The sequence below is a fragment of the Neisseria sp. WLZKY-1 genome, from assembly GCF_046546535.1.
Lineage (GTDB): Bacteria > Pseudomonadota > Gammaproteobacteria > Burkholderiales > Neisseriaceae > Neisseria.
This window is the reverse complement of the sequence record NZ_JBKGTW010000021.1, coordinates 1-18,020: the sequence shown is the minus strand read 5'-3', so window position 1 is coordinate 18,020 and position 18,020 is coordinate 1. Positions and strand designations below refer to the sequence as shown.

Below are 18,020 nucleotides of genomic sequence, written 5' to 3'. Positions count from 1 at the left end.
TTCAATCGGCAGTGTTTTCAGACGACCTTTTCATGTTTGCCGGACAAAGGTCGTCTGAACCATTTTCAAACGGCTGCACATTGTTGCCGTTTCACAACCTTCTTTTTTCAAACGGGTTTTCAATACACTTCAGTATTTACGCGGATTGTCGCTTTCCGTTAGTTTGACCGTATCCATATTTTTCTCGGAATCCCGTTTCAGGCAATCTCAAAGCTCACATTATTATCCGCAAATGTTCCATCAGATTCTTAGGCGTAGTAAACGTCAGTCCATACATACTGCTTAACGCGGCTGCTTGTGTATTGTCCAAATCGGCTACCAAAATAATAAAATTATCATCAGCCAGATTCAGCCGTTTTTTCAGACGTACATATTTTTCGATGTCTTTTCTAAACTCACCTGATTTGCACTCGATAACCACAGGTTGCTTCCCACTTGGCAGAAACACAACATCCAACTCATGTCGGTCTTCATTGCCAAATTGGATTTTGACGTTGCGGGCGCAAGAAAAAACATAAGACTTTCCTCTGTGCTTTGCCTCTGCCAACATTTTTCCCAATGCAAACCATTCCAGCCATCCTCCATTGAAAAAATGTTTGATCAAAGTAGCACTTTGCAGATTCAAGCGAACAATTTTGTCCTGCTTTTGGTAGAAATACTTGGAAAACAGGGTATGGCTGTAAAATTGGCGGCAAAGATTATTGATAGCCTGCCCGTCTTTTTGGCTCATTTTTCCCAAATCCAAACTGATACCCGTATGGTTGTTCCTGTATGCCCAGCCAATACGGCTCAGAATATCTTTTGTCAGATGATATTTGCTGCCTAAAACATCGGCAGCTTCATCAAAATAACCGCTCATATCCACTGCTGAAAAATCAAACTCGGCAACAATATTATTTTGAGCAAACCAACGTTTCAAAGGCTCATGCTGCTCCGATGTAGCCAAAATATCGGTTGCAGAAAGATTTACACCGACCAGTAGATTGCCCTGATCGGTTTGCTCTTGGTCGGCCTGATTTGCTTCATCAGTTTCGCCTTGCTGCTTCAAAGCCTGTAATTCGCGGTTCACTGAAAAATAACGCTCCAAGAGTTTTTTCACAAAAAACAGCGTATCGTAAACTTTTACAGGCGACTTGCACTGCGGGCAGGAAATATCAGCCATTTGAGGCTGATACGGATGTTCGGCCATATAGCCGCATTTGTTACAGCGGTGAATACCCATCGGTTCTCTTTCCCTATTATTTTGGATTTTACAGTTAATGAATATATCAAATATGTTTTTCAGACGGCCTCAAATGCCCTAGCTGCCGAATTTGCCGTACTGCTGGTAATCGGAAAAAACAAGGACGACGGTTTTGCCGTTTTTGCGGTAGGGGTAGTACAGGGTGTAGTTGCCGCCGTCGGCCTGAAAGCGGACGCCGCCCTGCCCGGCAAAAACCTGTTGCAGATATTCGCGCTCGGCCAAATCGGCGGCGTAAATATGGTCGATTTTGCGCACGGTTTTCACACGATCCTGCTCTTTGGCGAAGAAACCGTCGGCGGCGGGCTGCACGCCGGTCAGGTTGCGGTAGCTGTCGGCCTCGTCGTAAAAGGCCAAGTAAACAGGTTTGCCGCCGATGGTGTCGGGGGCGATCAGGGAAACGCTGCGGAAGGCGGTGTTTTCCTTTTCCATTAGTTTGAGCGTGTCGGCCGTTTGCAGGATGTAGGGCAGGTCGAAACGGTAGTCGGCCAGCGCGGCCGTGTCGCCGCTTTGTACGATGCGCTCGGCCGATTGCAGCAGAATCTGCTGCTTGCGCTGTTCGGAAAGGTAGTTGCCGCCAAACAGCAGTGCGGCCAGCAGGGGAAACAGCGCCAGCAGCAGCCACGCCGTTTTTTTGCCGCCCGCCGCCGTTTCCTGATTACGCTCGGCGATGCGGGTCAGGTTCAGCATGATGTTGAGCATCAGCGCACCCGCCATCAGGGCGATGATGCCCAGCACGCTCATGGCGAACATTTCGGTGATGTGTTCGCGGAACACTTTCAGGTCGAACACCTGCGCCAGTATGAAGGCGAACACCCAGTACACCAGCAGCAGCACCGATACGATGCCGATGACGTTGGTGAGTTTGACCAGTTTCTTCATGTTCATTGCTGACTCCTGTTTTCAGACGGCCTCCGCCATAAGAAAGGCCGTCTGAAAAGGGTTTTGCAGCTTTCAGACGGCCTTTTTGCTTTTACTGCCGTTTGCCCAGCGCCGCTTGGGCAATTTCAAAGTCGGAAAAATGATGCTTCACGCCCTGTACATCTTGGTAGGTTTCGTGGCCTTTGCCGGCAATCAGGATGATGTCGGCACTTGCGGCGTGTTGCACGGCAAATTCGATGGCGGCGCGGCGGTCGGTTTCGACGCGCTCGGGTGCGGATACGGCGGGTAGGATGTCAGCGATGATGTCGTCGGGGTTTTCCATGCGCGGGTTGTCGCTGGTGACGACGACTTTGTCCGCGCCTTTTACCGCCGCCGCGCCCATCAGCGGCCGTTTGCCGCGGTCGCGGTTGCCGCCGCAGCCGAACACGCACCACAAGGCCGCGCCCTGCGGTTTGATTTCCTGCAGGGTGGCAAGGGCTTTTTCGAGCGCGTCGGGCGTGTGGGCGTAATCGACAACAACCAATGGTTTGCCGCTTTCGATGATGCAGTCCATGCGGCCGGTGGCGGGACGGATTTGCGCGAGCGCGGCCAGCACTTTGTCGAGCGGATGGCCTGCGGCGCAGAGTACGCCCACGCAGGCGGCGAGGTTTTGCGCGTTAAACCTGCCCAAGAGCCGCGTTTTGACGCTGCCTTTGCCCCACGGCGTGTCGAGGGAAACTTCCATGCCGTCTGAAGCGGCGGCAAATGCTGTGATGCGGATGTCGGCCGCATCGCCAAAGCCGTAGCCGTACACGGCCAAATCGGGGCGGTCGGCTTTCAGACGGCCTATCAACTCTGCACCGTAGGGGTCGTCTGAATTAATCACGGCGTGTTTCAGGCCGCGCCAGTAAAACAGGCGCGATTTGATTGCGCCGTAGGCTTCCATTGTGCCGTGGTAGTCGAGATGGTCGCGCGTGAGGTTGGTAAACACGGCCGTTTGGAACGGCACGCCGTTGACGCGGGCTTGGTCGAGGCCGTGGCTGGACACTTCCATCGCGGCGGCGGTTGCGCCCTGTTCGCGGAAACGGTGCAGCAGGGTTTGCACTTCCACCGGCGCGGGTGTGGTGTGGGTGGTGTCTTCGAGCGCGCCCCAAAAGCCGTTGCCCACCGTGCCGATAATCGCGGTTTTGTCGCCGAGCAAATCTGCCACCTGCGCGAGCCATTGGGTAATCGAGGTTTTGCCGTTGGTACCGGTTACGCCCCAGACTTTGAGGCCGTCTGAAAGGTTGCCGTACACTTGCGCGGCGAGGATGCCGGCGCGGTGTTTCAAGTCTTTGATGCCCTGATTGGGCACGTTCCATTCGGGATTCCATTGGAACGCGCCGTCGTCGTCCCAAAACACAAAGGCCGCACCCGCCTCAATCGCAGCGGGAATGTAGCTGCGGCCGTCTGAATACTCGCCCTGACAGGCAACAAAAATATCGCCGCGCTTGATTTGGCGGCTGTCCGAATGCAGCAAACGCCCCGCCGCGTTTTCACACAGCAGGGGCGGAAAGCCGGTTTCCACCGGTGGGTTCGAATCGCTGAACATGATGGCTGGTTTCCTTATCCGGCAGCGGGCACGGCGGCTTTCACGGGCTTGGTGGGCGTGACGCCGAGGATGTTGAGGCTGCCCGCCATAATGCCTTTGAACACAGGGCCGGCAACGATGCCGCCGTAGTAACCGTTGGCGCGCGGCTCGTCGATGGTGACGGCAACGATAACGCGGGGTTTGTCGGCCGGGGCGAAGCCGATAAACGTGCCGATGTGTTTGTTGCGGGCGTAAGTGCGGCCGACGACCTTCTGCGCCGTGCCGGTTTTCGCGCCGACGTCGAAGCCTTCTACCGCGCCCGCCGTGCCCGTGCCGCCTTTTTCGGTAACGGCGACCATGATTTTGCGCATGGCTTTGGCGGTGTCGGGTTTGAGGATGCGCTCGCCCTCGGGTGCGCCGTCGAGTTTTTCAATCGAAAGCGGCATCAGGCGGCCGTCGGCGGTGAGCACGGTGTAGGCGCGCGCCAGTTGCAGCAGGCTCATCTGCATGCCGTAGCCGAAGGACATGGTGGCTTGGTCGAATTTGCCCCAGTTTTTCCAGTTGCGCAGCTGTCCCGAAGCCTCGCCGGGAAAGCCGATCCCGGGCTTGGTTTTGAAACCGAGGCTGCGGTAGTAGTCGTACATATCTTCGGCGTCGTACATCAGCGAGATTTTGCTGGTACCGACGTTGGACGATTTCTGCATGATGCCGCGCACGTCGAGCGAGGGATACAGGTGCGTGTCGCGCACGGGATGTCCGCCGACGCTGTACGGCTGGGTGTTGAACTGGGAGCGCGGGTTGATTTTGCCGTCGTCCAGCGCTTTGGCGATGGGGAAGGGTTTGAGCACCGAGCCGAATTCGTACATATCGGTAACGGCTCTGTTGCGGCGCTGGTCGCTGTCGGCTTCGCCCGGCTCGTTCGGATCGTAGGACGGGCCGTTGACCATGGCGAGGATTTCGCCCGTGCGGGCATCGAGCACGACGGCGCTGCCCGCTTTGGCCTGGTGGTGTGCCACGGCTTTGCTCAACTCTTCATAAGCCAGGGTTTGGATGCGCTGGTCGACCGATAAAACGATGTCGCGGCCATCGTGCGGCGCTTGGCTGCCGCCGTCTTCCATGCTGTCGACGATGTGCCCTTTGTTGTCGCGCAACACGACTTTGCGGCCGTCGCGGCCGTGCAGTTCTTTCTCGCGCGACAATTCCAAGCCTTCCTGGCCTTTGCCGTCGATATTGGTGAAGCCGATGATTTGTGCGAACAGGCTGCCGCCCGGATAGTGCCGCTGCGGCTCTTGCTGGAAAGCCAGACCCTTGATTTTCAAGGCAGCAACGCGTTGGGCGGTTTCGGGTTTCAACTGGCGTTTGAGAAACACGAAATCGATTTTTTTGCCCATGTCGGCTTTGAGCACTTCGACGCTTTTTTTGTCGAGCTTGGACTGGATGGCGGGATTGAGCACGTCGGCCAGCTCTTGCAGCTTGGCATCGTCGGGCAGCACGGCCAGTTCGCCCGGGCGCACATAGAGCGACTGCGTGCCCGAGGGCGTACCGTCTTTTTCTTTGTCGTCGCGGAATTTCAGGCCGTCGATGCCGAGCGCCTTCACGGCTTCAACGGTATCGGGTTTCAGACGGCGGGCGATATAGGAAACGGTGCTTTTTCTGTCGAGACGCTCGCTGATGATGTCGGCAGGCACGTCAATCAGCTCGGAAAGGGTGTCGATTTCTTCGGCCGTGAGATTGGCTTCGGAAGGGATGGCATACAGGGATTCGGCGGGCGCGCTCAACGCCAGGCGCGCGCCATTGCGGTCGGTGATCAGGCCGCGCGCGGCAGGCAGCTTCACGGTGCGCACAAAGCGCTTGTTGCCCTCTTCTGTGAGGAATTCGTGATGCGAAGTCTGCAGATACAGGCCGCGTCCGATCAGCGCAAGAAAACCGGCGCCCAGCGCGCCGAGCATGAAATAAATCCGCCCGTTGCTGGTAACCGGCTTTTTGCCCTTTTCCTGCCCGGGCAGCATCTTCGGCTTGTATTCGTTCTTAATCAACATACTGCTACTGCTTTCTTGTGGGAATTTTCTCTGCGTGTCCGGCACAGGCCGGTTTTTGTTGTTATTCGGTTTCCACCACTCGGGTGTCGGCGGCCTGCGGCGGTGCGAGTCTGGCTTTGGCCGCCGCCCGTTTGACCAGTTGGTGGTTCGACAATTCCGCCTGTTTGAGTTGCAGACGGGCGAAATCCTTTTCCAGCTCCTGCTGCTGCTTTTCCGCCTCCGCCAGCTCGATATGCTGCTGGCGGGCACGGTTTTGCTGGGAGACGACGGCAAAGCCCGATCCGAGCGCCAGCACCAGCAATGCGATATTGATATAGTTCATCCGTTTTGGCTTCCGCAAACTCTGTTGGTTTTCAGACGGCCTCACGGCCGCCGAACGCGCCTTCGGTACGCTCCGCCACCCTCAGCACCGCCGAACGGGCACGCGGATTGGCCGCCACTTCGCCTTCCGATGCTTTCACGGGTTTGCCGACTGTTTTCAGCGGCGGCGGCGGCAGATCCGCATCGCGCACCATCGCCCATTTGGGCAGCGGCTCATGGGCGGAATACCGTTTGAAAAACTGTTTGACGATGCGGTCTTCCAAGGAGTGGAAGGCAATTACCGCCAGCCGCCCGCCTTCTTTCAGACGACCTGCCGCCTGCGGCAATACCGCTTCTATTTCTTCAAGCTCACGGTTGATGAAAATCCGAACGGCCTGAAACGTCCGTGTCGCCGGATCTTGGCCGCGCTCGCGAGTACGGACGTTTTGCGCCGCGATACGCGCCAGCTTGCCGGTTGTATCGACGGGGTTTTCGCCGCGCTGCGCGACAATGGCGCGCGCAATCGGACGGGCAAACCGCTCTTCACCATAATTCCTGATTACCTCGCAAATTTCGTTTTCGTCGGCAACTGCCAGCCACTGCGCCGCCGACATGCCGCGCGTGGTGTCCATCCGCATATCCAGGGGCGCATCGAAGCGGAAGCTGAATCCGCGCGAACCGTCGTCTATTTGAGGCGACGAAATGCCCAAATCGAACAGCGCACCGTCTATTTTTTCAATACCCAGCGCATCCAAGGCCGTCTGAAAAGAGGAAAAACCGTCGTGTACCACGCTGACCCGGCTATCCTGACGCGCCAACTCCTGCGCCACGGCAACCGCCTGCGGATCTTTGTCAAACACCACCAAACGGCCGTTTTCGCCGAGCTTGGACAAAATCAGGCGGGAATGACCGCCACGTCCGAACGTGCCGTCGACATAGATGCCGTCTGAAACCACGTTCAGTGCATCCACCGCTTCGTTCAGCAAAACGGTGACATGGAAAAACGTTTCGTCGCTCACAGCTGGAATCCTATCTGACCCAGCTCGAAATCCAGCTCTTCGGGATCGATGTCGAGCGCGGCATCGTCTTTGGCATGGAAGGTTTCCCTGTCCCACAGCTCCAAACGGTTGACCCTGCCTGTCAGCGCCACTTCTTTATCAAGCTGCACCTTGCGGCGCAGGTTGGCAGGCAGCAGAATCCGTCCTGCCGCGTCCATTTCCATCACTTCGGCATTGTTGAGCAGCAAATCGCGCCATGCAGAAAGTTTGGCGTTACCCGCCACGTTTACCGACATCAGCCGCTGCGCTTCCTGCTCCCAAACGCTTTCGGGATAAAGCAGCAGCCGCTCGCGGTTTTCCAGCGTGGCAACCAACGCGGGCGTGTATTTGCGCAGCAGCAAATCGCGGAACTTGGCGGGAACCGCCAAGCGTCCTTTGCTGTCGATATTTAAATCGTGAATGCCGCCAAACATAAAACGCGCCCGAAAAATTCTTTAATCAGGGAAAATTGACACACTTTGCACCACTTTCCCCCACTCGGGCCGTACTATAAATAAAAACACGGCATACGGTCAAACGGAAACCCGGGAAAACAAAATAAGGAACAGACACTTAAAGACAACCCAAATCCTCCTCCTCACAAGGGCGCAAAGCCGCGCCATACCACCCGCACTGCCTTCCCGTATAAAATACACGCACTTAACATTTCACCGCATGCTGCCGAAACAGTAACGCACCATACCTTTACACCATCAATCATCGCGATTGCCATTTCATTTTTACACAAGTTAACCATGACCGCCGCAAACCTTCCCGAACCCTCCGCAGAAGCCCTCGAATCTTCCGAACACCTCAAACAAACCATCCGAGAAGAAATCGCCCTTTCAGACGGCCTCATCCCCTTTTCCCGCTTTATGGAACTCGCCCTTTACGCCCCGCAATACGGCTATTACACGGGCGGCGCGCACAAAATCGGCGCGGCGGGCGACTTCGTTACCGCCCCCGCCCTCACCCCCCTATTTGGCCAAACCCTTGCCCGCCAAATCGGCGAACTGCTGCCGCAAACCGCCGGTAACGTTTACGAATTCGGCGCAGGCACGGGCGATCTGGCCGCCACGCTGCTCAACAGCCTTTCAGACGGCCTCAACCGCTATTACATCGTCGAACTCTCGCCCGACTTGGCCGAACGGCAACGCCAGTTCATCGCCGACAACACCACCCCCGAAGCCGCCGCCAAAGTCGTGCATCTCAATGCCCTGCCCGAAAGCCTCGACGGCATTGCCATCGGCAACGAAGTGCTCGATGCCATGCCTGTCGAACTCGTGCGCCGCGAACACGGCTGCTTTTGGCAAATCGGCGTCGGCTTGGAAAACGGGCAGTTTGTTCGCCGCACATCGCCACTTACCCGCCCTGCCCTGCTGCAAGCCGCCGCGCAATATTTCCCCGATGCCGAGCCTTACACCGGCGAGCTGCATCCGGCGCAATACGCTTTCGTACGCACGCTGGCCGAACGCCTCACGCGTGGCGGCATCATCTTCATCGACTATGGTTTCGATGCCGCCCAGTATTACCATCCGCAGCGCAACGAAGGCACGCTGATCGGCCACTACCGCCACCATACCGTGCACGACCCCTTTTTCCGCGTCGGCCTTACCGACCTCACCGCCCACGTCAACTTCACCGACACCGCCCAAGCAGGCACCGACGGCGGATTGGATTTGATCGGCTACACCACACAAGCCGATTTCCTGCTCAACCTCGGCATCACCGAACTGCTCGAACGGCAAAACCTAGCGCCCGACTCCCCCGCCTACGTTCAGACGGCCTCCGCCCTGCAAAAGCTGCTGATGCCGCACGAAATGGGCGAGTTGTTCAAAGTTATCGCCTTCGGCCGCAATATCGGCGTCGACTGGCAGGGCTTTACCCGCGGCGACATCTGCCACAAACTGTGAGGCGGTTTTTTTAACGATTAAAATCAATCGGAAAAGAAAAAGCTCAGAAAAACCGGTTGCCCAGGCAAAAAAAAGCCGTATAATCGCGGCTTCACTTCACGGCGAATTAGCTCAGTCGGTTAGAGCAGAGGAATCATAATCCTTGTGTCCGGGGTTCGAGTCCCTGATTCGCCACCAAAAAATTTGGGGGTATAGCTCAGTTGGTAGAGCGCTTGCATGGCATGCAAGAGGTCAGCGGTTCGATCCCGCTTACCTCCACCAGATAAAACAAAAGCAGCTTGGTTTTCAAACCAAGCTGCTTTTTGCTTTTTTGCTCGTGAAAAGGCCGTCTGAACCCCTTTTTCAGACGGCCTTTGCTTTACACAACCTGACAAACCCCGCCGCAAAAGGCATAATCCGCACCTTCTGTCACCCAACTGCAAAGGACAACCCATGACCACCGCCACCATCCTCCAATCCCTCCCCATCGGTCAAAAAGTCGGCATCGCCTTCTCCGGCGGTCTTGATACCTCCGCCGCCCTCCTGTGGATGAAACTCAAAGGCGCGCTGCCTTATGCCTACACCGCCAACCTCGGTCAGCCCGACGAAGACGACTACAATGCCATTCCCAAAAAAGCGATGGAATACGGTGCGGAAAACGCCCGCCTGATCGACTGCCGCGCGCAGTTGGCACACGAAGGCATCGCCGCCATCCAATGCGGTGCGTTCCACGTTTCCACCGGCGGCATCGCCTACTTCAACACCACGCCTCTGGGTCGCGCCGTTACCGGCACCATGCTCGTTTCCGCCATGAAAGAAGACGACGTCAACATTTGGGGCGACGGCAGTACCTACAAAGGCAACGACATCGAGCGCTTCTACCGCTACGGCCTCTTGACCAATCCCGCGCTGAAAATCTACAAACCCTGGCTCGACCAGCAATTTATCGACGAACTGGGCGGTCGCCACGAAATGAGCGAATTTCTGATTGCCAACGGCTTCAACTACAAAATGTCAGTGGAGAAAGCCTATTCCACCGACTCCAATATGCTCGGCGCAACGCACGAAGCCAAAGATTTGGAATTTCTGAACAGCGGCATCAAAATCGTCAAACCCATCATGGGCGTGGCGTTTTGGGATGAAGACGTTGAAATCAAAGCCGAAACCGTGTCCGTGCGCTTTGAAGAAGGCGTGCCCGTTGCGCTCAACGGCAAAACCTTTGCCGACCCTGTAGAATTGTTCCTTGAAGCCAACCGCATCGGCGGCCGCCACGGCCTCGGCATGAGCGACCAAATTGAAAACCGCATCATCGAAGCCAAATCGCGCGGCATCTATGAAGCCCCCGCCATGGCACTGTTCCACATCGCCTACGAACGCTTGGTAACCGGCATCCACAACGAAGACACCATTGAACAATACCGCATCAACGGCCTGCGCCTGGGCAGACTGCTGTACCAAGGGCGCTGGTTCGACAGCCAAGCGCTGATGCTGCGCGAAACCGCCCAACGCTGGGTTGCCCGCGCGATTACCGGCGAAGTAACGCTGGAACTGCGCCGCGGCAACGACTACTCCATTCTCAACACCGAGTCGCCCAATCTCACCTACCAGCCCGAACGATTGAGCATGGAAAAAGTAGAAAACGCCGCCTTCACCCCGCTGGACCGCATCGGCCAGCTCACCATGCGCAACTTGGACATTTCCGACACCCGCGCCAAGCTCGGCATCTACTCGCAAAGCGGATTGTTGCAACTGGGCGAAGGCTCGGTATTGCCAAAGTTGGATAACAAATAAAACGCCCATAAGGCAGCCTGAAACGGGGAAACGGTTTTAGCTTCGCAGAAGCTCGCAAGCTCGCTTTCAGGCTGCTTTTTCAAATATGAAAGGCCGTCTGAAAACATCGTTTCCACACCCCCCCCCATACAAACGGAAAACCCATGAACACCCCCACCCTGCGCCTGAACCGCGTCCGCCTCGAACCCCTCACCCCGCAGCACGAAACCGACCTGCGCGAAGCCGTGTGCGACGGCAACATCTGGGAGCTTTTAGTTACCACCGCCCCCGCACCCGATCAAGTGGCAGCCTATATTCAAACCGCCCTGCAAACACGCACCGCCTTTGCCGTTATCGACGAAGACAGCGGCCGCGTCGTCGGCAGCACCTCGCTCTACAACACCGACCCCGCCGTCCCCCGTGCCGACATCGGCTACACCTGGTACGCCCGCTCCGCGCAGCGCACCCGCATCAACACCTGCTGCAAACTCATGCTGCTGACCTACGCCTTCGACACTCTCGGCTGCACCTGTGTCGGCTGGCAGACCGACATCCTCAACACCGCCTCGCAAAGCGCCATCGAACGGCTGGGCGCCAAAAAAGACGGCATCCTGCGCCGCCACAAACTGCGTAAAGACGGCAGTGTGCGCGACACCGTGGTTTACAGCATGCTGCGTGAAGAATGGCCGCAGGCCAAAGCCGCGCTGGAAGCAAAACTGGCGGCGTTTGGCTGACGTACAGATCAAGCAAAGGCCGTCTGAAACCTTTTTCAGACGGCCTCCTTTTTACCCTCCTGCGAATCTTGGTGCGGAGCGTCACTGCGGCGGCCTTCGTGCACGACAACGCCCTACCCCAACACAAACAGCTCGCGCCCGTGCCGTTTGAGCCAGTCTTTTGCCGCCTGCGTGTGCGGCGTGTGGCGGCCGACCAGCTCCCAAAATGCCGCGCTGTGGTTCGGGTGCGGCAGGTGGCAGAGTTCGTGCACGCAGACATAGTCGGCGACGAAATCGGGCGCGCCGACCAGCCGCCAGTTGAGGCGGATACCCGTGCGCGCGCGGCACACGCCCCAAAAGGTTTTGGCGTCGGTGAGCGCGGCGGCGGCGGGACGCAGGTTCAGACGGCCTGCGTGCGCCCACAGGCGTGGCGGCAGGGTTTGCGCGGCATGGCGGCGCAGCGCGGCTTTCAGCAGCCGTTTTTGCTCGGCGGGCGCGGCCTCGGGCAACAGGATGCGCGAGCCGTCCAGCACCACAGCGTCCGCACTGCCGTCCGTTGCCAGCGGCAGCCTGCCGCCGCGAAACCAGATTTCCTGCGGCAGGCCGTCTGAAAGGCTTTCAGACGGCCTCTGCGTCCATCTGTCCAGCGTCTGCCGCAGCAGGTTTTCATGTTCCGCCAGCCATATTTGCAGATTGCGCCGCCCGAACCATTTGGGCACGTTGACGCTTGCCGCATCCGCCGCAAGCGGGCGCAGGATGATGTTTTTCTTCGCGCTGTGTTTGAGGGCGATGCGGACGGGGCAGCCGTCTGAAAGGGTGTGGATAAAGTCGGTCATGGTGTTTGGGGATATGTGAGGCCGTCTGAAAGGTTTTCAGACGGCCTTTGTTTGTTGTTTTTCCATAAATCATGTACATTCGGCGTACAAATTATATACGGAGGTAAGATATGTCTGACACAAATTACAATATCCGCTTGGACAGCGAGCTGCGCGACCGGGCATTTGCCGTATTTGAAAGTTACGGTCTTTCGCCTTCGCAGGCCATCAAGCTGTTTCTCAATCAGGTTGCCGATACGCATACGGTTCCGCTGTCGTTTACGCACCATGCCCGCACTTACAGCAACGCCGCCCGCCAAAGCCTGGTGCAGGCGCGGGAGGAATTTGCACAGGCCAAACGTTACGGCAGCGCACAGGAGATGATGCGGGATATAGAAGGGTTGCCGGAATGACGCCTTTGCCGCTTGTGCCGACCGGCCAATTCAAGCGCGACGCGAAAAAACAGCTTGCGGCACTGCTGACGGCGGAATGGGCGGAAGTGTTGTTTTGCCTGAGCCACGGGCGGGAGCTTCCGGCAAAATACCGCGACCATCAGCTGACGGGTGATTTCAAAGATTACCGCGAGTGCCATGTCAAACCCGATTTGCTGCTGGTTTATGCCAAACGCGGCGGAGAGCTGCATTTGGCACGGCTGGCGACGCATTCGGAGCTTTTCGGCTGAACGCTGTGCGCAAGGAGGCCGTCTGAAACTTTTCAGACGGCCTCTTCCGTTTACGCGCCCATGTAGGCGGCGCGGCTGGCCAGCCAGCGGTCGAGATGGGCTTTGACGATGTCGGGGTGCTGCTCAATCAGTTGAGGGGCGATTTCGCGGGCGCGTTCCAACAGGTGCAAATCCTGTTCCAAGTTGGCGAAGCGCAGCATGGGGACGCCGCTCTGGCGTGCGCCGAGAAATTCGCCAGGGCCGCGGATGTTGAGGTCTTGGCGGGCGATTTCAAAGCCGTCGGTGTGCTCGTAAATCACTTTGAGCCGCGCTTTGGCGAGTTCGCTTAATGGTTCGGCAAACAGCAATACGCACACGCTTTTGGCTGCGCCGCGCCCGACGCGCCCGCGCAACTGGTGCAGCTGCGCCAGCCCCATGCGTTCGGCGTGTTCGATCACCATCAGGGCGGCGTTGGGTACGTCCACGCCGACTTCGATAACGGTGGTGGCGACGAGTACGTTCAGACGGCCTGCGGCAAAGTCGGCCATCACAGCGGCTTTTTCGGCGGCTTTCATACGGCCGTGCACGAGGCCGATATTGAGTTCGGGCAAGGCCGTCTGAAGCTGCTCCAGGGTTTCGGTGGCGGTTTGCAGCTGGAGGGTTTCGCTCTCTTCAATCAGGGGGCAGACCCAGTATGCCTGTTGGCCTTTGCGGCAGATATTGAGCAGGTAGCCTTCGACTTCGGTGCGGCGCAGGCTGTTGACGAGACGGGTTTGGATGGGGGTGCGGCCGGGCGGCAGCTCGTCGATGACGGATACGTCGAGGTCGGCGAAAAAGCTCATGGCAAGGGTGCGCGGAATGGGGGTGGCGGACATCATGAGCTGGTGCACGTCGCGGCCTTTGTTTTTCAGGGCGAGGCGTTGGGCGACGCCGAAGCGGTGTTGTTCGTCGACAATCACGAGGCCGAGGTTTTGAAAGGCAACGTCGTCTTGAAACAGGGCGTGCGTGCCGACGGCGATTTTGGCGAGGCCGTCTGAAAGCAGGGCTTTGGCCTGGTCTTTGGCTTTTTTGCGCTGGCTGCCGGAGAGCCATACGATGTCGAGGCCGAGCGGTTCAAACCATTGTTTGAACTTGATGAAATGCTGTTCGGCCAGAATTTCGGTGGGCGCCATTACGGCCACTTGTGCGCCGGCTTCGATGGCGGCGAGCGCGGCAAGGGCGGCGACGATGGTTTTTCCGCTGCCTACGTCGCCCTGCAACAGGCGGTGCATGGGAAAGGTTTGCGCCATGTCTTGGCGGATTTCGGCTACGGCGCGCTCTTGTGCGCCGGTGAGGGCGAAGGGCAAGGCGTTGCGCAGGGCTTGGCTGAGCGAGCCGTCGCCGACAAGCGGCATGGCTTGGCCGCTGATACGCTTTTGCCGCGCCAGCCGCATGGAGAGCTGTTGCGCCAGAAGTTCGTCGAATTTGAGCCGCTGCCATGCGAGCAATGTGCCGTCTGAAAGCTGCGCGGCGGTAAACTCGGGCGGCGGCGCGTGCAAGAGACGCAGGCTTTCGGCCAGATGGGGCAGGTTCAGACGGCCTAACAGCACGTCGGGCAGGGTATCGTGCAGCGGCGTGGTGTCTAAGGCCGTCTGAATGATGCGGCGCAGGGTGGGTTGGTTGAGGCCGTTTACAGTGGGATAAACAGGCGTGAGGCTCTCGGCCAGCCCGCCGGTTTCGGCATCGCGGATTTTGGGATGTATCATCTCGTCGCCGTAAAAACCGTGTTTGATTTCGCCCACGGCGCGGATGCGTTTGCCCACCGCCATTTGCTTCTGATGGCTGGGATAAAAGTGAATAAAGCGCAAAAACAATACGTTGCCCGCACCGTCGCCGATTTGCACGACAAGCTGTTTGCGCGGTTTGAACATCACTTCCTGATGCAAAACCTCCCCTTCCACCTGACACGGCACGCCGACGGGCGCATCTTTAATCGGCATGATGTGGGTTTCGTCTTCATAGCGCAGCGGCAGGTGCAGCACCAAATCCCACGCGGTATGCACATTGAGCTTGTCGAGCTTTTTGGCGGCGGTGTCGCTGATTCTGAGCTGTTTTCGGGTTTCGGGAGTCATGTTTTCCGGTTTTTGTGCGGACGGGCGGCGGATTATAGCAAGGCCGTCTGAAACGGGTTTCAGACGGCCTCCGAACGGCACAAACCCGCAGTTTCAGGCTGCGGGCTCGTGCTTTGGTTCGGTTTTGAGTATCGAGGAAAAAGGCTGAATCGTATAAAGGAATCTCCAAGAAAGTTGATATGAAAGACTGAAACAAGGTTGTTTAATGGCCCGGCCGGTGAGCCGGTAGGGCGTATTATATACAAATAATAATGGTTATCAAGGCTTATTTTAATTTTTTGCCGATTTATTTTTAGAAAATTGTTTTTAAAGAGAATATTTTTGCCGTTTTCCTGTTACGAAACGGCGTATCTGCCCCCGCGGCAATGCCGTATAATCGCGCCCCAACCGCAACAGCGAAAATCCTTATGCCGCACCAAGATACCGTCCAAACCGTCCGATGTGACCTGCTCGCCGCCAATGGCCTCGATGCCGGAAACCTCGCCCAAAGCCTCGCCCTCATCGGCGCGCACCACGTCGATTACGCCGACATCTACTGCCAGCGCACCGCCTACGAAAGCTGGCATCTCGAAGAGGGCATGGTCAAATCGGGCAGCTTCCAAATCAGCCAGGGCGCGGGCGTGCGCGCCGTGTCGGGCGACAAAACCGCCTTTGCCTACGCCGACAGCCTCGACATCGATTCCATCAGGCGCTCGGCGCAAACCGTGCGCGCCATCGGCGCCGCAGGCGGCAAAGCGGCCGTGCGCACGCCGTCTGAAAAAAGCGTCCGCCGCATCCACGGCGATGCCGACCCCATCCGCAGCATGGATGCCGCCGCCAAAATCGCCCTGCTCCACCGCATCGAAGAAACCGCCAAAGCCGCCGACCCGCGCATCGTGCAGGTCATGGCCGGGCTGACCTGCGAATACGACATGGTCTACATCGCCCGCCTCGACGGCCGCCACGCCGCCGACATCCGCCCCCTGGTGCGCCTGAGTGTCACCGTCATTGCCAAACAGGGCGATAGGCGCGAAATGGGCAGCGCGGGCGGCGGCGGGCGCGGCGGGCCCGAGTTTTTCGACGACGAGCGCGTGCGCGGCTACGTTGAAGCCGCCGTCAAACAAGCCCTCACCAACCTCGAATCGCGCCCCGCGCCCGCAGGCGAAATGACCGTCGTTTTAGGCAGCGGCTGGCCGGGCGTATTGCTGCACGAAGCCGTCGGCCACGGCCTCGAAGGCGATTTCAACCGCAAACAGACCAGCGTGTTCTCCGGCCGCATCGGCGAGCGCGTCGCCGCCCCGGGCGTAACCGTGGTCGATCAGGGCGACATCGCCCACCGTCGCGGCTCGCTCAACATCGACGACGAAGGCAACGAAACCGGCCGCACCACCCTCATCGAAGACGGCATCCTCGTGGGCTACATGCAGGACGAAACCAACGCCCGCCTGATGGGCGTATCCCCCACCGGCAACGGCCGCCGCGAAAGCTACGCCTCCGCCCCCATGCCGCGCATGACCAACACCTTTATGGAAAACGGCCGCTACGGGCCGGACGAAATCATCGCCTCCATCAACAAAGGCATCTACGCCGTGAATTTCGGCGGCGGGCAGGTCGACATCACCAGCGGCAAATTCGTCTTTTCCGCCTCGGAAGCCTGGTGGGTGGAAAACGGCAAACCGCAATACCCCGTCAAAGGCGCCACCATCATCGGCAACGGCCCCGAAGTGCTCAAACACGTTTCCATGATCGGCAACAACACCGCGCTCGACAGCGGCGTAGGCGTGTGCGGCAAAGACGGCCAGAGCGTGCCCGTAGGCGTAGGCCAGCCCACGCTGCGTATCGATGCGGGGCTGACTGTCGGTGGCAGCGAGATTTGAGGCCGTCTGAAACCCCGTCCGACACAGACCAAAGGCCGTCTGAAACCCCGCAACAGGTTTCAGACGGCCTCTTCACATCCGCGCTACTTTCGCCGCAACACCATACGGAACACACCGTCCGCCTCGTCCAAAGCCAAAAGAACATGCCCCGTCTGGCGGCAGAACGCGGCAAAATCGTCGGGCGCGCCCGCGTCCGTCGCCTCCACCGTCAGCACCTCGCCGCTCGCCAACGCCGCCAGCGCCTTCTTCGCGCGCAAAATCGGCAGCGGGCATTTCAAACCCTTCACATCCAAATAATGTCCGTCCATCAAACATTCCTCACAAAAAGGCACGGATTATAGCCCAAGCCCCCACACGGCACACAGCCCGCCCTGCCGACGGTGTTACAATCCGCCGCATTTCCACCCCTAAGGACAGCCATGACCCGCCCCCTCCTGCTCAGCCTCCTCCTCGTTTCCACGCTGGCACACGCCAGCGAAAAAGAAACCTACTACAACACCCGCTACGTCGAAACCGAAGCAGACCGCCGCCGCGCCGTCTTCACCGAAACCGAAGAACCCCTGCCGCCCTTCCCCACCGCCGACGGCTGGACGGAACTCTACGTCTCCCCCACCTACCCCGGCCAACTCCTCATCAGCCGCGACAGCATCCACCCCGCAGCCGACCGCACCGTGCGCTACGTCCTCAACCTGCGGCCGCAACACGGCGGCACCAACAACATCAGCGCAGAAGCCCTCTACTGCGCCGACACCTCCTTCAACCTCCGCGAAGGCAAAAAAAGCGCCTACAAAACCTACGCCTACGGCGACCTCGTCAACCGCCGCTGGATAGCCGCCCGCAACGCCCGCTGGCAAAACCTCGGCGGCCGCCCCGACAGCGCCGCCGCCGTGCGCGAAACCCTCTACCGCATCTGGTGCCACGACGGCGCACCCGAAACCCGCGAAGGACTGCTGCGGCGGCTGGACGAGCGCGGCGGCAAAAATGCCGCCTCGGGCAGGCAAAACCGCAAAGAAAGCGACTGAGCCCGCCGCCGCCCAAGGCCGTCTGAAAGTGGCCGTCTGAAAGTGGCCGTCTGAAAGTGGCCGTCTGAAAGTGGCCGTCTGAAAGTGGCCGTCTGAAAGTGGCCGTCTGAAAGTGGCCGTCTGAAAGTGGCCG

General features: G+C 58.5%; 17 protein-coding genes and 2 tRNA genes. 9 read left to right on the top strand and 10 right to left on the bottom strand.

Annotated features, from left to right (window positions below; all coding sequences use genetic code 11):
* Positions 1 to 214 precede the first annotated feature (214 nt).
* The 7 genes from ACLD9W_RS07125 to mraZ form a co-directional block, all read right to left on the bottom strand.
* Positions 215 to 1,222, bottom strand: coding sequence for a Card1-like endonuclease domain-containing protein (locus ACLD9W_RS07125; RefSeq protein ID WP_395429485.1), 1,008 nt, complete (start codon positions 1,220 to 1,222; stop codon positions 215 to 217).
* Positions 1,223 to 1,300: 78 nt separating this feature from the next.
* Positions 1,301 to 2,128, bottom strand: coding sequence for a peptidase (locus ACLD9W_RS07120; protein WP_410841371.1), 828 nt, complete (start codon positions 2,126 to 2,128; stop codon positions 1,301 to 1,303).
* Between the two features lie 85 nt (positions 2,129 to 2,213).
* Positions 2,214 to 3,692 (bottom strand): UDP-N-acetylmuramoyl-L-alanyl-D-glutamate--2,6-diaminopimelate ligase, encoded by a 1,479-nt coding sequence (locus ACLD9W_RS07115; protein WP_410841370.1) that lies wholly within the window; start codon positions 3,690 to 3,692, stop codon positions 2,214 to 2,216.
* Positions 3,693 to 3,706: 14 nt separating this feature from the next.
* Entirely contained in the window at positions 3,707 to 5,710 is a 2,004-nt protein-coding gene (locus ACLD9W_RS07110) for a peptidoglycan D,D-transpeptidase FtsI family protein (RefSeq protein ID WP_410841369.1), read from the bottom strand.
* A gap of 61 nt (positions 5,711 to 5,771) precedes the next feature.
* Positions 5,772 to 6,032 (bottom strand): cell division protein FtsL, encoded by a 261-nt coding sequence (gene ftsL, locus ACLD9W_RS07105; protein ID WP_410841368.1) that lies wholly within the window; start codon positions 6,030 to 6,032, stop codon positions 5,772 to 5,774.
* A gap of 31 nt (positions 6,033 to 6,063) precedes the next feature.
* Complete coding sequence (gene rsmH / locus ACLD9W_RS07100; protein WP_410841367.1) at positions 6,064 to 7,029, bottom strand: 16S rRNA (cytosine(1402)-N(4))-methyltransferase RsmH; 966 nt, start codon at positions 7,027 to 7,029, stop codon at positions 6,064 to 6,066.
* Entirely contained in the window at positions 7,026 to 7,481 is a 456-nt protein-coding gene (gene mraZ, locus ACLD9W_RS07095; protein WP_410841366.1) for a division/cell wall cluster transcriptional repressor MraZ, read from the bottom strand. Before mraZ ends, rsmH begins: the two co-directional genes overlap by 4 nt.
* Positions 7,482 to 7,802: 321 nt before the next feature.
* Between mraZ and ACLD9W_RS07090 the strand changes: the two genes are divergently transcribed.
* From ACLD9W_RS07090 to ACLD9W_RS07070, 5 genes are all read left to right on the top strand, one after another.
* Positions 7,803 to 8,960 carry a class I SAM-dependent methyltransferase gene (locus ACLD9W_RS07090; RefSeq protein ID WP_410841365.1) on the top strand — a complete coding sequence of 386 codons (1,158 nt, stop codon included), beginning with the start codon at positions 7,803 to 7,805 and terminating at the stop codon, positions 8,958 to 8,960.
* Between the two features lie 100 nt (positions 8,961 to 9,060).
* Positions 9,061 to 9,137: transfer RNA gene (locus ACLD9W_RS07085), tRNA-Met, on the top strand.
* Positions 9,138 to 9,145: 8 nt separating this feature from the next.
* Positions 9,146 to 9,221: transfer RNA gene (locus ACLD9W_RS07080), tRNA-Ala, on the top strand.
* A 171-nt stretch (positions 9,222 to 9,392) separates the two neighbouring features.
* Entirely contained in the window at positions 9,393 to 10,730 is a 1,338-nt protein-coding gene (argG, locus tag ACLD9W_RS07075) for an argininosuccinate synthase (RefSeq protein WP_410841364.1), read from the top strand.
* 143 nt (positions 10,731 to 10,873) lie between these two features.
* Positions 10,874 to 11,443, top strand: a complete 570-nt coding sequence (locus tag ACLD9W_RS07070) for a GNAT family N-acetyltransferase (RefSeq protein WP_410841363.1) — start codon at positions 10,874 to 10,876, stop codon at positions 11,441 to 11,443.
* 113 nt (positions 11,444 to 11,556) lie between these two features.
* Here the strand turns inward: ACLD9W_RS07070 and ACLD9W_RS07065 are convergent, their stop codons facing one another.
* Complete coding sequence (locus ACLD9W_RS07065; RefSeq protein ID WP_410841362.1) at positions 11,557 to 12,258, bottom strand: M48 family metallopeptidase; 702 nt, start codon at positions 12,256 to 12,258, stop codon at positions 11,557 to 11,559.
* A 110-nt stretch (positions 12,259 to 12,368) separates the two neighbouring features.
* Between ACLD9W_RS07065 and ACLD9W_RS07060 the strand changes: the two genes are divergently transcribed.
* Together ACLD9W_RS07060 and ACLD9W_RS07055 are read left to right on the top strand one after the other, a co-directional pair.
* Positions 12,369 to 12,650, top strand: a complete 282-nt coding sequence (locus tag ACLD9W_RS07060; RefSeq protein WP_410841361.1) for a type II toxin-antitoxin system RelB/DinJ family antitoxin — start codon at positions 12,369 to 12,371, stop codon at positions 12,648 to 12,650.
* Complete coding sequence (locus tag ACLD9W_RS07055) at positions 12,647 to 12,919, top strand: type II toxin-antitoxin system YafQ family toxin (RefSeq protein WP_410841360.1); 273 nt, start codon at positions 12,647 to 12,649, stop codon at positions 12,917 to 12,919. Before ACLD9W_RS07060 ends, ACLD9W_RS07055 begins: the two co-directional genes overlap by 4 nt.
* Before the next feature lie 50 nt (positions 12,920 to 12,969).
* On the opposite strand, the gene recG is transcribed toward ACLD9W_RS07055, so the two are convergent.
* Positions 12,970 to 15,009: an ATP-dependent DNA helicase RecG gene (gene recG / locus ACLD9W_RS07050; RefSeq protein WP_410841359.1), complete on the bottom strand. Its 2,040-nt coding sequence runs from the start codon at positions 15,007 to 15,009 to the stop codon at positions 12,970 to 12,972.
* Between the two features lie 365 nt (positions 15,010 to 15,374).
* Here recG and tldD point away from each other — a divergent pair, with 365 nt between their 5' ends.
* Positions 15,375 to 16,865: a metalloprotease TldD gene (gene tldD / locus ACLD9W_RS07045; RefSeq protein WP_410841358.1), complete on the top strand. Its 1,491-nt coding sequence runs from the start codon at positions 15,375 to 15,377 to the stop codon at positions 16,863 to 16,865.
* A gap of 83 nt (positions 16,866 to 16,948) precedes the next feature.
* On the opposite strand, the gene ACLD9W_RS07040 is transcribed toward tldD, so the two are convergent.
* A complete protein-coding gene (locus tag ACLD9W_RS07040) occupies positions 16,949 to 17,173 on the bottom strand; it encodes a sulfurtransferase TusA family protein (RefSeq protein ID WP_410841357.1) in 225 nt (74 codons plus the stop codon).
* Positions 17,174 to 17,284: 111 nt separating this feature from the next.
* Between ACLD9W_RS07040 and ACLD9W_RS07035 the strand changes: the two genes are divergently transcribed.
* Positions 17,285 to 17,887 carry a CNP1-like family protein gene (locus tag ACLD9W_RS07035; protein WP_410841356.1) on the top strand — a complete coding sequence of 201 codons (603 nt, stop codon included), beginning with the start codon at positions 17,285 to 17,287 and terminating at the stop codon, positions 17,885 to 17,887.
* The last annotated feature ends 133 nt before the right edge of the window (positions 17,888 to 18,020 follow it).

Coding starts and splice junctions, on each gene's coding strand:
- argG (WP_410841364.1), top strand. CDS start 9,393: ATGACCACCGCCACCATCCTCCAATCCCTCCCCATCGGTCAAAAAGTC.
- ACLD9W_RS07055 (WP_410841360.1), top strand. CDS start 12,647: ATGACGCCTTTGCCGCTTGTGCCGACCGGCCAATTCAAGCGCGACGCG.
- tldD (WP_410841358.1), top strand. CDS start 15,375: ATGCCGTATAATCGCGCCCCAACCGCAACAGCGAAAATCCTTATGCCG.
- recG (WP_410841359.1), bottom strand. CDS start 15,009: ATGACTCCCGAAACCCGAAAACAGCTCAGAATCAGCGACACCGCCGCC.
- mraZ (WP_410841366.1), bottom strand. CDS start 7,481: ATGTTTGGCGGCATTCACGATTTAAATATCGACAGCAAAGGACGCTTG.
- ftsL (WP_410841368.1), bottom strand. CDS start 6,032: ATGAACTATATCAATATCGCATTGCTGGTGCTGGCGCTCGGATCGGGC.
- ACLD9W_RS07060 (WP_410841361.1), top strand. CDS start 12,369: ATGTCTGACACAAATTACAATATCCGCTTGGACAGCGAGCTGCGCGAC.
- ACLD9W_RS07090 (WP_410841365.1), top strand. CDS start 7,803: ATGACCGCCGCAAACCTTCCCGAACCCTCCGCAGAAGCCCTCGAATCT.
- ACLD9W_RS07110 (WP_410841369.1), bottom strand. CDS start 5,710: ATGTTGATTAAGAACGAATACAAGCCGAAGATGCTGCCCGGGCAGGAA.
- ACLD9W_RS07065 (WP_410841362.1), bottom strand. CDS start 12,258: ATGACCGACTTTATCCACACCCTTTCAGACGGCTGCCCCGTCCGCATC.
- ACLD9W_RS07040 (WP_410841357.1), bottom strand. CDS start 17,173: ATGGACGGACATTATTTGGATGTGAAGGGTTTGAAATGCCCGCTGCCG.
- ACLD9W_RS07120 (WP_410841371.1), bottom strand. CDS start 2,128: ATGAACATGAAGAAACTGGTCAAACTCACCAACGTCATCGGCATCGTA.
- ACLD9W_RS07125 (WP_395429485.1), bottom strand. CDS start 1,222: ATGGGTATTCACCGCTGTAACAAATGCGGCTATATGGCCGAACATCCG.
- ACLD9W_RS07070 (WP_410841363.1), top strand. CDS start 10,874: ATGAACACCCCCACCCTGCGCCTGAACCGCGTCCGCCTCGAACCCCTC.
- ACLD9W_RS07115 (WP_410841370.1), bottom strand. CDS start 3,692: ATGTTCAGCGATTCGAACCCACCGGTGGAAACCGGCTTTCCGCCCCTG.
- ACLD9W_RS07035 (WP_410841356.1), top strand. CDS start 17,285: ATGACCCGCCCCCTCCTGCTCAGCCTCCTCCTCGTTTCCACGCTGGCA.